Below are 14746 nucleotides of genomic sequence, written 5' to 3'. Positions count from 1 at the left end.
ATACTACATTAGCATAAATTAAACCATTGCTAAGGAGGGGACAGATGTTAACGATTAGTTTATGTATGATTGTTAGAAATGCACAATGTACGATTGAAAGATGCTTAGATTCGGTTCAGCACCTCGTGGATGAGATTAATATTATTGATACTGGTTCAACTGATCGTACAAAAGAGATTGTTCAAAATTTTACCTCTCGAATTTATGACTTTTCCTGGTGTAATCATTTTGCCAAAGCACGAAATTTTTCCTTTCAGCAGGCAACAAAAGACTATATTTTATGGCTTGATGCTGATGATATTATGACAAAGGAAAATCAGCACAAGTTCAGCCAACTAAAGCAAACATTATTTCCTTCTATTGATGCTGTAACAATGGATTATTATTTGACGCTTGATTGTGATGGGGAAGTGGAGTGTAGTGAACGAAAGTTTCGTCTAGTAAAAAGGGCGAATCATTTTCAATGGGAGGGTGCTGTTCATGAGAATTTAAAGGTGTCAGGGCAGCTCTTTCATAGTGATATCGCTGTCACACATTTACCGTTAACGAAAGATATTCATCGCAATATAAATATTTATGAGGGATTAATAAAGAATGGACATTCTCTTTCAGCAATTGAGAATTTTCATTATGCCAATGAACTAAAATTGCATCACCGTTACCTAGAAGCTATTAATCAATACAACCTATTTTTGGATAGCAACTTAGGCACTACAGATAATCGCATTGAGGCTTGTTTACATGTAGGGGAATGCTATCGACGTTTACATGATGATCAACAAGCACAGCAAGCTGTTTTGCAATCTTTCTTATATGATCGACCAAAGCCAGAAGCATGTTGCCGAATGGGCCAATTTTTTATGGAGCAATTAAAACATAAAGAGGCTATTTACTGGTACTCTCAAGCCTTGCAACAAGCTCCTGCCGATACAATGACTATCCAAAAGCGTGCTTATTCAACATGGATTCCTCATTTACAATTAAGCCTTTTATACAGGGAGTTACGGTTATTTGAAAATGCCTATCAGCATAATCTAGAGGCACAAAAATGGAAACCGAATCATCAGGAAATAATCAATAATGGGAAATATTTACTTAGTCAATTAAAGATATAAATCTTTCTTATGGAAAAGGTACATCAATAAACAAGACATAAATAGCTTGGCCAATTAACACAGAGACACCTACAACAACCGTCATAAAAATTACATTACGTGGCCTAAAATTTTTTGCTTCCATTAAAAACCTCCCTCGATATAGAATATTCAGTCAATTCAAGATATGTAAAAGAAGTTTGAGTATGAATCCTACGTAAATATTTTTTTGAAGAATTAGTCAATAAAAAAACTAGCGGATGAAAACCGCTAGTTCTGCTGAAAATTACTCATACTTTGTTTTATACCACTCGACAGTTTGGTAAATTGCCTCCTCCTGAGGTGTATTAGAAAACGAAAATTTTCTCTGAAATTTTTCTGAATCTACAACAAAATCATGTAAATGTTGATACATTAATTCTTTAAGTTCTCTCATGTCTGAGTTAAATATTCCTGCTATATTAACAATGAATTTTCCAGCAACCCTAAACTTAGCTGTAGTTCCCAGCTCTTCTGCAATTTTTTGTACTATTAATCTTGTTGTAGTAGGTTCATTGGTTGGTATATGCCAAATTTCACCAAATGCTTCTTCATTTTCCCCCAATATTATAAGTCCTTTAGCAAAATCTCGTATAAAAATATAAGAGTGTTTTGCATCAGGATTACCTAAAACATCTGCTGGCTTGCCGAGCATTAAATTTTTTATTACCTGCTCACCTAAGGCAGATGTTTTGACACGTGGTCCAAAAAAATCCGTACCTCTTCCAATAGTTGCTTTTACTTTACCCGCTTTATGAGCATTCATTAATTTTGTTGCTACCTCAGCTCTTACTTTAGTTTTTTTACCAATAGTATTATATGGATCATTTTCATGTAGAGATTTGTTTTGTGGACCGTATGCATAGAGATTATCTGCATAGACTATTTTGATATTATGGATTGACGCTGCCTCAATGATATTACTCATCATAAGTGGGAATAAGTCAGACCAAGATGAATAGGGAAGACCTAGGCAATGATAAATGACTGAAATTTTGTAAGAATTACAAATATCTATTACACTTTCAAGTTTAGTAGCATCTCCTTTTATGATTTTTACAGATTGTGGAGCATTTGCTTTTCCACTCCTGTTTACTAAGAGCACTTTTTTGTTTTCTTGAATAAGTTGATCCATAATTGCTAGTCCCAGTGGACCCGTCCCAAAAATCGCATGATACTCTTCGCTCATTAAATTACCTCCAAAAATATATTTGCTTCAATAAATTATTAACTAAATAGCAATAATAAGAATTTTATTCTTAATTTGTAATTTTATCAATGTTTTCCTATTTATACCTAATTATAATTTAACTAATTATTACAATAAGATGAAATATATAAAAATTCTAAAATATTTTTTGTAAATATGTTATATTATAGAAAAAATTCTAAAAATACCATAAGTTGTAAATTAAATATTTTATCCCTTAAATTGAATTTTATCAATAACTTTCTTCTTATAACTAAGTTTTAAATAAGTAAAATATTACAAATTATTGAAAAATGAATAATCAGGAAAAATAAAATTTACAATATGTTATATTTTTTCTATAAAATTACAAAGGAGATGGGTGCATGAGCGAAAAAAATGAACCAATTGCTATTATTGGGATGGGATGTAGATTTCCCGGAGGCAGTAATAATCCAGAGCAGTTTTGGAATAACATCAAAAATGGGAAGGACTCTATTACGGAGATTCCAAAGGATAGATGGAGTATTAATCGTTATTATGATACTTATAACAAAAAAAGAGGTAAAACTAGAGCTAAATGGGGAGGATTTCTCGATAAAGTTGCAGAGTTTGATGCTGAGTTTTTTGGAATATCGCCAAGAGAGGCTAGCTTATTAGACCCCCAACAACGTTTGTTGTTAGAAGTGACACATGAAGCAATTGAGGATGCTGGGTTACCAACTGAAAATTTAGCCGGAAGAAACGTAGGCGTTTTTATAGGAGCATTTACTCTAGATTGGAAATTGTTGCAATTTACAGAAAGTAACCGACGCGGAATTGATTCACATTCTGCCACAGGTTCAATGATGACATTATTATCTAACCGCATATCCTACGCATTTGATTTGAAAGGACCCTCACTTTCTGTTGACACAGCATGTTCCGCTTCCTTAGTAGCTTTACATCTTGCTTGTCAAAGCATATTGCAAAATGAATCTTCAATGGCTATAGTCGGCGGTGTAAATGTTATGTTAAAGCCAGAATATTTTATCGCTGAATCAAAAGCAGGAATGCTTTCACCAGATGGTCGTTCAAAAACCTATGATAGTCGTGCAAATGGGTATGTTCGTGGGGAAGGCGCAGGAGTAATTATTTTGAAACCACTTTCTCAAGCTATTGCAGATGGAGATCATATACATTCACTTATTCGTGCATCAGGAAGTAATCAAGACGGTCATACATCGAGTATTACAGTACCTAATGGTCAAGCCCAAGAAGATTTAATGAGAAATACATATGAAAAAAACAATATTTCACCTTCTAGCATTCAGTATATTGAAGCCCATGGTACAGGAACACCAGTTGGGGATCCAATCGAGGCCAAAGCAATTGGAAATGTCTTTTCAAAAGGACGTATAGATGGTGAAAAAATGTTAATAGGTTCTGTCAAAACAAATATAGGCCATACAGAAGCAGCAGCTGGCATAGCAGGTGTTATTAAGACTGTTATGAGTATGAAAAATAACTTAATTCCAAAACATCTCCATTTAAATAAAGTCAATCCAGATATTGATTTTGAAAAATTAGGCTTAACCATTCCAAAAGAAAACACACCTTGGCCAGAAACAAAAGGTCCTAAAAGAGCAGCAGTAAATTCTTTTGGATTTGGTGGAACGAATGCACATGTATTAATTGAAGAATATATCCCTGAACAAAATAATCTCTATGAAAATGATCAACTTGAGAAAAATTTATTAATACCGTTATCCGCTAAAAATAAAAATGCATTGCATGATTTTGCAAGTCAATTAAAAGCATCTCTTGATAGCAATCAAACTTCATTGAAAAGTTTAAGATATACATTAGCTTGTAGAAGGGATCATTATTCGCATAGGTTGTCAATTATTGCTAAATCGATTAAAGATTTAAAAAATAAACTTAATGCCTATATATCCGATGAATCAGATTCCTGTATATATGAAGGGGTTGTAACTAATAAATCTCCATTAGTATTTGTATTTACAGGTATGGGACCACAATGGTGGGGGATGGGCCATGAGTTGTATCAGAAAGAAGAAATATTTAAAAACACAATTGATAATATTGATCAAATTTTTCAAAACTTATCTGGTTGGTCTTTACGCGATGAAATGATGAAAAATGAAAGAGATTCATTAATGTCACAAACAAAGATTTCTCAACCCGCAAATTTTGCCATTCAAGTGGCCCTTTATGAATTATGGAAATCAAAAGGGGTTCTACCTGCTGCAATTATTGGCCATAGTGCTGGAGAGGCAGCTGCTGCATTTGTATCAGGCATCTTAAGCCTAGAAGATGCTGTTAAAGTTATCTACACAAGAAGTAGGTTGCAACAGCTATTAACTGGAGAAGGGAAAATGTTAGCGGTTGGCATGTCAGAAGAGACTATCCAACCCTATATTAAAAATTATGAGGATGTTGTATCTGTCGCTGCTATTAATAGTCCCACTTCAATAACACTTGTAGGAGATGAGAGTGCGCTAGGTGAGATTTTTGAATTATTAGATGCTAATAAAGTTTTCAGTAAATATTTACAAGTAGATGTACCTTATCATAGTCATTACATGGAGAGTATTAAAGAAGAATTATTACATTCTTTAAAAGACATCCGCACTCATAAACCAGTAATTCCAATCTATTCTACTGTTGATGGGGGAAAATGTAATGAAACATATTTCGATGCTGAATACTGGTGGAAAAATATTAGATTACCAGTTCGGTTTGCTGAAGGCTGTATAGAACTTATTAAAAATGATTTCTGCTCGTTCCTTGAAATAGGTCCTCATCCTGTTCTGACTTCGTCCATTTATGAATGTTTAAAACAATGTGGAGTTGATGGGCATGTTCATTCTTCTCTTAGAAGGAAAGAATCAGAAACTCAATATGTTAATCAAACCTATATGCAACTGTATGTCAACGGAATTGAATTAGATTGGGGAATAATGGATGGTTCTAATGCTTTTTCTACTAAGGTCCCATCGTATCCTTGGCAAAAAGAGTATTATTGGGCAGAAACAGAACCAGCGATGCGAGATAGATTAGGAAATAGTGAAACACATCCAATATTAGGTGAACGGATAGATACCTTAAATTATATCTGGAAAAACGAGTTAAATATTAATAATTCACCATTTATTGGTGATCATAAGATTCAAGGTACAATTGTTTTCCCAGGTGCTGGGTATGTAGATATGGCTTTATCCGCTGTAAGAGAGATATATGGAAAGGATGATGTGACATTAAGTGTGGAGAATGTTCAATTCAAAAAAGCGCTATTTTTAACACACGAAAAGGATGTTGAAATGAATCTCACATACAATGACAAAAAAGGTGAGTTTCAAATCTTTAGTCGTGGTTATGAAGAAGAAACTCCTTGGGATCTTAACGCTACAGGGGTTGTTTATCCAATTTCTACAACAACAAGGAAGATAGAAATTGAGGCTTTAAAAAAACGAATTACAGATGCAGTTAGCAAACAAGCATGTTATCAACATTTTAAAACATTAGGCTTAGAGTATGGTGAACAATTCCAAGGAATAGAACAGTTATGGAGAAATCAAAGTGAAAATGAATCTTTCGGTCGCATTCAAATAAAAGCAGAACTTTTAAAAGATATTAACGATTATACTATTCATCCTGCAGTGTTGGATTTGTGCTTTCAAGTAATGGCTGCAGCCTTGCCATTCGAGCAAACCCCTACCGTATATATGCCTATTGAAATCGGGAAAGGTAAAGTATATCACTCTCTAACTAAAGATATGTGGATATACGCAAAAATAAGTGAAAAATCTGAAGGTAATCTAATTGGTGATATTTATTTAGTAAATGAACAGGGTGAAGTAATTTTAGAAATTAATCAATGTAAAGCAGTTTCTTTACGAGATGCAAATCATTCATCATCCGATCAACAAAGAATTTATGAATTACAGTGGAAGGAATCGAAACTGAAGAAAGAAGAGAAGAAAGTAGCTATAGGTGAAGAATATTGGCTTATTTTTGCTGATAAAGGGGGAGTTGGATATAGAATAGCTTCTTTACTAGAAAAGGTAGGTGAGAAGGTTAAACTAGTACATTATTCTTTAGAAAACGCACAATCCACTACAGTTATTGATGCTAAAGATCAAGATTCATATAAAAAATTATTGGATACATATAATTGTAAACGGATCCTTCATTTATGGAGTCTTGATTTATTAGACAATGAAGCATTAGATTTGAATCTTTTAGAAAGAGCAGAGACATTAACGACAAACTCAGTTTTATTGTTATTAAGAGCTCTCTCAGATAGTAAAGTAACCAACAAAGAAGGACTAATCTGGCTGATTACTAGGGGGGCGCAACAGATAGTAGATAATGATTTAGTAAACGTTTCCCAATCCAGTATATGGGGTATGGCGCGAGTTATTGGTCACCAAGAATTCTACCATCTCTTTGGAGGAATAATAGATATAGATATTCATGATTATGATGAGGATTCAAAAAACATTTTAAATGAAATCTTATATGAAGATAACGAGGATCAAATTGCTTACAGAGATGGGAAAAGGTTTGTAGCTAGATTGGAAAAGAATCTTTTTAGTGAAAGTCACCCAAAGCCTTTCCCTGTTGTTTTTAATCCATCAGTAACGTATTTAATTACAGGAGGACTTGGTTCTTTAGGAATCGTTACAGCAAAATGGATGATTTCGAAGGGGGCACGCCACTTTATTCTTATGGGGAGAACTCAACTTCCGAATAGAGAAAGTTGGGGGGAGATAGACAGTAATAATCCTCATTATACAAAAATTAATTCTATTATTGAGTTGGAACGATTAGGGGCAACTATTCATGTATCATCTGTTGATATTACTAATAAAGAACAATTGACTGAATATATGGATAAATTCTATAAAATGGGCCTACCAGAGGTCAAAGGTGTAATTCATTCAGCAGGTACTGCAAAGCCGCAGTTAATGAAAGACATGGGAGTGGAGGAATTTAATAGTATTCTACGACCGAAAATCTGGGGTGCATGGAATATACACGAGTATTTTAATGATAAGGAATTAGAATTTTTAATATTGTATTCTTCAGTTGCTTCACTTGTTGTTTCTCCAGGTCAAAGTAATTATTCAGCAGCCAATGCCTTTCTCGATGCACTATCTTATTATAGAAATTCTATTGGAAAACGTACTATTAGTGTCAACTGGGGACCTTGGAAAGAAGTAGGGATGGCTACAAAATTGGATTTAAATACCTTCTTTACTGACAGAGGTTTATATCCAATGATTCCAGACGAGGGATTAAAGTGCTTAGAAATGATTCTAAGTCAATCAAAATCTCAATTAGCAGTGTTAGGTGCAGATTGGGATAAAATCGCAAAAAGAAATTATCCAGTCGAGTATACACCACTGATGATTTCTAATTTAATCGATTCAGCCTCAACTACAAAAACAATGGATTCGAAACAGACAGAGAGTATTTTAGCAAAAATTCACAGTTTAGAAGAAGATAGTGATAAGTTAAGTGCCATTCAAGAATATTTGCTAGACACTGTATCGACTGTTTTAAGGATGAGTAAAAAGAAATTAAACCTTTCGCAATCTTTAACAAGTTGGGGGTTAGACTCTATGATATCCATTGAATTAAAGAATTTTATCGAACGCGACTTAAATGTAGAAATGGCTGTTGTAGATTTATTAAAAGGAATTAATATTTTAGATTTATCCGAACAGATTCTTATAACCATCTTTGAATCAATTCAGTTAAAAGAGGATGTTGAACTTTCTGAGCTTATAAGTGAGATGGAATCGTATTCACAAACGGAAATAGAGGCAGTCTTAAAAGAAATTTCAGCAGGTGAAGAAGGAGAATAGGTGTGACGAATAGATTATTGGATAATATATCTAAGTTATCAGAAGAGAAAAAAGAGTTAATAAAAAAAGAGTTACAAAAAAAACTAAATAAAGAAAAGAAAAAGATTGTTCCGGGGGAAAGAGAGAAAACTTCTTTCCCTCTATCTTCAAGTCAACAAAGGCTATATTTTCTAGAAAATCTTGATTATGGAAATCCTTTTTATAATATTCCTGGTTGCTTAAGATTCAAAGGCTCATTAAATCCAAAAGTTTTGGAAGAAGCACTTAATCTAATAAACCAGAGACATGATATTCTACGTATGCATTTTTGGGCCGACGAAAATGGAGAAGGATACCAAAAAATTAATAATCAATTAAATCGGATAAATTTAGAGTTGAACAACGTACAAGGCTTTTCTAATGATCAGATTCAACAACGTATTACTGATATTCTTCAACAGCCATTTTATTTAGAACAGGGTCCCTTATGGAGCACTACTCTTTTACAAATAGAAGAACAGGAATTTCTACTTATTTTATCCTTCCATCATATTATTTTTGATGGTTGGTCACTTGAAAACTTTATCAAACAGCTATTAACAACTTATAAACAGTTAGAGGAAGGAAATATAATACAAGCCGTTGATAGTAAGGTACTTCAATATACTGATTATGTTGAGTGGGAAAAATCCTATATGACGGAAGAAAAAAGGGAAAAGCAGTTAGTATTTTGGCGGAAGGAATTAGAAGGGTGTACAGAATTACTTAATCTGCCTTTAGATTATAAACGGCCAAGGGAACAGCATCATAAGGGAGATTTATACTCGTTAGAGATGCCTAGAGATATCTACAATCAGTTAGCCGGTGTATGTAAAAAGAACGATACAACATTATTTATGATAACTCTTGCAGCATTTAAAGTCCTGCTTAGTCGTTATACAAACCAGAACGATATAACTGTAGGATTCCCCATCTCATGCCGGGATCAATCAGAGATAGAAGACTTGATTGGTTTATTTGTGAACACTTTACCTATTAGAACAAAATTATCAGACCAATTAACTTTTACAGATTTATTAAAGCAAGTAAAATCTAATTCCTTAAAGGTTTTTGAAAATAAATATGTTTCATTTGATTCCGTCGTAGAATGTATACGACCGACTAGAGAGCTAAGTTACAATCCAATATTTCAAGTGCTATTCTCTTATCAAAATGCCATTCCTTCCATACAATTAGAAAATCTAACTGTTGATTTCGAACATGTAAATCCAGGAACATCCAAATTTGATTTATCATTAGATATTTTCGAAGGAAGTGGGGATGTTCTACCTAAAATTGTATTTGAGTATAATACAGAATTATTCGAAAGAGATACAATCGAAAGGATGGCATCTCATTATTTACATTTATTGGGTCAAATCTCGGAAAATCCAGAACAGAATATCTTTCATTTAAATTTAATGTCAGAAAAAGAAAAAGAAGAACTAGTTGCATTAGGAAGTGGTCCAAAAATACCTTTTAACGCTTCTAATACTGTAATGACATTGTTTGAGAAGGTTGTTCAAGAAAACAAGGATCATATTGCTCTTTCTTACAAAGATCGTTCAGTAACATACGATGAATTAAATAAGGAAGTAAACCGTTTATCTAACTATTTGAATATAAAGGGTGTCAAAAAAAATGTTTTGGTTGGAATATCAGTTGATAAATCAATCGAAATGGTTACTAGTATTTTGGCAGTATTAAAATTAGGGGCGACTTATATTCCTATAGATCCTCAGTATCCTATTGAAAGGCAAGAATTTATTATAAAAGATAGCGGTATCAAAGTCCTTATTACTTCTTATAACTTCAATCCAGATGTATCTCTGGGTTTAAATGAAGTTATTGTTCTAAACAACACAATTAAAGAAAAATTGAGCGAAATGAATGAAAATTATCAAGGGGAAGAAATCGATTTAGATGACACTGCTTATATCATCTATACTTCGGGGACTACTGGACAGCCTAAAGGAGCGATTATTTCTCATGGAAATCTTCTTAATGCTTACTATGGCTGGGAAAAAGCATATGCTTTGAATAATGGAATAAAAAATCATTTACAAATGGCGAGCTTTTCCTTTGATGTTTGCACTGGAGATATCATTCGTGCGCTTTTATCTGGTGCAAAACTTGTTTTATGTCCTCCAGAGTATTTGACAAACTCAAGAGAATTATATGAATTAATTGTAAAGGAAAAAATTGATTTTGCAGAATTTGTCCCAGCAGTTTTCCGTCATCTTATTCAGTATTGCGAGGATAGCAAACAAAAACTAGACCAAATAAAAATTATAGTTCTTGGCTCTGATATTTGGTATATGAACGAATATAAATATTTTCGATTATATTTGAATGCAGAAACAAGATTAATCAACTCATATGGCTTAACGGAAGATACAATCGATACATCTTATTTTGAATGGAATGGGGAGTATTTACCTGAAGTATCTACTGTTCCCATTGGAAAGCCCCTTGCTAATAAACAAATGTTTATTTTAGACTCTAAGCGACACATCGTACCCTATGGTGTAGTTGGGGAACTATACGTCGGTGGGAGAGGAGTCGCTAAAGGTTATAAGAATCGAAAAGAATTATCAAACGAAAGATTTATCTATCATTCACTAGGGAAAGAGAACTCATTTATTTATAAAACAGGAGATTTAGCTAGATTTTTACCTGATGGGAATGTTGAACTTGTTGGTAGAATGGACAGTCAAGTAAAAATTAGAGGTTTTCGTGTTGAGCTCAATGAGGTGAGCTCTGTTCTTCTAAAGCTTGCTCATTTAAAAGAAGGTATTGTAGTTGATGTTGGTGAAAATGATGAAAAACAACTAATCGCCTATTATGTAGAAAGTGAAAAAGAAGTTTCAACAAAAGAAATAAGAGCCCATATGAAAAAGTATGTACCTGATTATATGGTTCCAAATCAATTTATTAAAATCGATCATATTCCACTCAATGCTAATGGAAAAGTTAATCGCAAATTGTTACCACTTCCTGATTTAGAAAAGTATATATCCTCCTATATCTCGGGAAGAACCTTAGTTGAAAGTATGTTACAAGACATTTGGGAACAAACATTTAAACAACCAAGAATTGGAGTTAATGATAATTTCTTTGAGTTAGGCGGCCACTCGCTTATGGCGATGCAAATCACTAGTCAAATTCGTAAAGCTTTTCATATAAATGTCCCACTAAAGGCAATATTTGAAAATGCAACTATATCAAAATTAGCTAAATACATTTCAAAGCTTGAGGGGGAGGAGCAGAATGAAGAATATGATCTTCCTGAATATCAACCTAGAAAGGAAGATAAGTATAAGCCTTTCCCATTAACTGATGTACAGCAAGCGTATTGGGTAGGCAGACAGGAAATATTTGAGTTAGGAAATGTTACAACACATAGCTATGATGAGTTAGAAGCTGAAGATTTAAGGATTGAGGCTTTTGAGCAAGCATGGAATCAATTAATTAACCGTCATGAAATGCTGCGGACGATTATTACAGAAGATGGGTACCAACAAACTTTAAAAGAGGTTCCGTATTATAATATTAAAGTACAAGATTTAGAGAATTTAAATGAGGAACAGTGTGCTAGTGGTTTACAAGAGGTAAGAAATGAAATGTCTCATCAACAATTATGTGTGACTGAATGGCCAACCTTCGACCTTCGGATCACAAAGTTACCTCAAAATAAAGCACGAATTCATTTTTCAACAGATGCCCTTTTTTGGGATGTCTGGAGCTTTGTCAATTTAGTTAGAGAGTTGGTTGTTCTATACGAAGGTAAGTCAGAGATGCTACCTGTATTAGATTTTTCATTTAGAGATTATGTATTTGCCGAACAAGAAATTATTAAGAATTCCCCAAAATATAAAGAAGCAAGAGAGTATTGGTACAAAAAAGTCAAATCATTGCCTCCTGCTCCTGATTTCCCAATAGCAAGAAATCCACGTTCAATTCATAATCCAAAGTTTACTCGATATCATCGAGTCTTAGAAAGGGAACGGTGGGAAGTATTAAAGAAAAAAGCGAGTAGTTATGGAATTACTGTTACTGCTTTATTATTAGCCATACATGCAGAAGTATTTGCTGCTTGGAGTAAGGAATCTGCATTTTCATTGAATTTGACGTTTTTAAGCAGGCATGCCGTTCATCCGCAAGTTACAGACATTGTAGGAGAATTCACTTCATTAACGCTATTAGCAATTAATCAACAAATGGATATTACATTTATTGAAAGGGCTCGAAAAATTCAAAAAGATTTATGGATAGATTTAGAGCATAATTATATTTCTGGAGTGGAAGTACTTAGAGCTATGACAAGTGTCCAAGGAGAAGCAACCCAAGCAAAGATGCCTGTTGTATTTACCTCGGCACTTGTGGTCCCAGTGCCTGATCAAGAAGATACACCGATTCCATTTAAGCCTGTAAGTGAAGATGGAATTACACAAACATCCCAAGTATGGCTCGATTGTGGTGTTTGGGAAGATACTAAACGATTGCTGTGCAATTGGGATGTTGTAGAAGAAGTATATCCTGATGGGTTTATTAAAGAAATGTTTGAATCTTATTGGTCGTTTGTTGAGAAGTTAGCTATAGAAGATGAAATCTGGGAACAAACTGTAATTTCTTTAATTCCGAATAATCAGAAAGAATTAAGAGCCCTAATAAATGATACAGAACAAGATTGGGAAAAGGAACTCCTGCATACAAGCTTTGAGAGGCAAGCATTACAGTACCCAAATGCAATTGCAGTTGAGACCACTAATCGTAACTTTACGTATCATGAGTTAAATAAAAAATCAAATTCTCTTGGTAATTATTTAATTGATTTAGGAGCAAAGAAAAATCAGGTTATCGGTATTTTCATGGATAAAGGATGGGAACAGGCCATTGGTGGATTATCCATACTTAAAGCAAATGCCGCCTATTTACCGATAAATCCAGAATTACCTAAAGAAAGGATCGATTATTTAATTCAAAAGGCAGATGTTAAGATTGTTCTAACTCAATCATGGTTGGATTTAAACATTGAAGAAAATCATTCAATACATTTAGTTGAAGTGGATACCTTTGATTTCTCTTCGTATAGTGAGGATACGATTCCAGCAAGAGTTAATCCTGATGATTTAGCCTATGTAATTTTTACATCTGGTTCTACTGGTGATCCAAAGGGCGTTATGATTTCTCATCAGTCAGCAATGAATACAATTTTAGATATTAATGACCGTTTTTCTATAGGTGCACAAGATAAAGTTTTAGCGTTATCTAGTTTTACATTTGATCTATCTGTATATGATTTCTTTGGAATGTTAGCAACAGGGGGGACAATTGTAATTCCGGACAAGGAGAAAGTTTTAGATCCTATCCATTGGTTTGAATTAATAAATGAAAAACAAATTACTATTTGGAATTCAGTACCACAGTTTATGTCGTTATTAGTAGAGTATGTCTATAGTAATACATTGAGTCTTCCAAAAACTCTTCGATTAATTATGTTAAGTGGAGATTGGATCCCACTATCTTTACCAGATCAAATAAAGGATTTATCGAAAAATACTAATCTACAAGTTATTTCATTAGGTGGTGCTACAGAAGCGTCAATTTGGTCTATTCTGTACCCTATAGAAACTATTGAGACAGATTGGAAGAGTATTCCTTATGGTAAGCCGATGAAAAACCAGAAGGTATATGTTTTAAATAAATTTTTAGAGCATTGTCCTATTTGGGGGTATGGAGATATTTATATCAGCGGTCTAGGGGTTGCGAAAGGTTATTGGAAAGATGAAGAGAAAACCCGAAATAGTTTTATTATTCATCCACGAACTGGAGAACGGATTTATAAAACAGGAGATATCGGGCGATATCTACCGGACGGTAATATTGAACTGCTAGGTCGCGAAGATAATCAAGTAAAAATCCAAGGTCATAGAGTAGAGCTTGGAGAAATTGAAGCAAACTTGATCAAACATTCAAAGATTGATAAATGTACTATATTAGCTTGCAATAAGGAGGATAATAAAAGCCTTATTGCATTCTATATAACCGAGTACGATATTGAAACTGAGGACTTATACCGTTTCCTTGAAAACAAGATAGCAAGTTATATGATTCCGTCTCAATTTATCCGTATTAAGTCAATTCCACTAACACCTAATGGAAAAGTAGATTATAAAGTATTGAATTCACTTATAAATGAGACAACTCATTTGGTGCAAAAGTGGGAGCCTCCAGTTACAGAAATGCAACGACTAATTGCTAAATTATGGTCTGAAATTTTAAAAGTTGAAGTGGGGAAAATAGGGATAAATAACACTTTCTTTGAAATAGGTGGGGATTCGATGCAGGCAATACGAATGATGACCAAACTGCAAAAAGAATTGTCCATTGAACTATCATTAAGGGATTTTTATCAAGATCCAAGCGTTCGTTCTTTAGCTGATTATATCGAACCTAAATTAATACATGTATAAAATCAAACGACTTTCAAAATTAGAAATAAAGATTTGAAATAAGGTACTGCTCTT

4 protein-coding genes are annotated in these 14746 nt (G+C 33.6%); 3 read left to right on the top strand and 1 reads right to left on the bottom strand.

Annotated elements, in window-relative coordinates; genetic code table 11:
* Positions 1-44 precede the first annotated feature (44 nt).
* Positions 45-1115, top strand: coding sequence for a glycosyltransferase (locus tag AAJG31_RS11330; RefSeq protein ID WP_259949339.1), 1071 nt, complete (start codon positions 45-47; stop codon positions 1113-1115).
* A 265-nt stretch (positions 1116-1380) separates the two neighbouring features.
* On the opposite strand, the gene AAJG31_RS11325 is transcribed toward AAJG31_RS11330, so the two are convergent.
* Positions 1381-2322: an NAD-dependent epimerase/dehydratase family protein gene (locus AAJG31_RS11325; RefSeq protein ID WP_257961666.1), complete on the bottom strand. Its 942-nt coding sequence runs from the start codon at positions 2320-2322 to the stop codon at positions 1381-1383.
* 386 nt (positions 2323-2708) lie between these two features.
* Here AAJG31_RS11325 and AAJG31_RS11320 point away from each other — a divergent pair, with 386 nt between their 5' ends.
* Together AAJG31_RS11320 and AAJG31_RS11315 are read left to right on the top strand one after the other, a co-directional pair.
* Positions 2709-8198 carry a type I polyketide synthase gene (locus tag AAJG31_RS11320; RefSeq protein WP_279493780.1) on the top strand — a complete coding sequence of 1830 codons (5490 nt, stop codon included), beginning with the start codon at positions 2709-2711 and terminating at the stop codon, positions 8196-8198.
* Positions 8199-8200: 2 nt separating this feature from the next.
* The gene (locus AAJG31_RS11315; protein ID WP_279493781.1) at positions 8201-14692 is read left to right on the top strand and encodes a non-ribosomal peptide synthetase; all 6492 of its coding nucleotides are present in this window, start codon (positions 8201-8203) and stop codon (positions 14690-14692) included.
* Positions 14693-14746: the final 54 nt, after the last annotated feature.

Source organism: Lysinibacillus sp. BS3, from assembly GCF_039614735.1.
Classification (GTDB): domain Bacteria; phylum Bacillota; class Bacilli; order Bacillales_A; family Planococcaceae; genus Lysinibacillus; species Lysinibacillus capsici.
The sequence above is the reverse complement of the archived record's forward strand: the minus strand, read 5'-3'. Positions and strand labels throughout refer to the sequence as shown.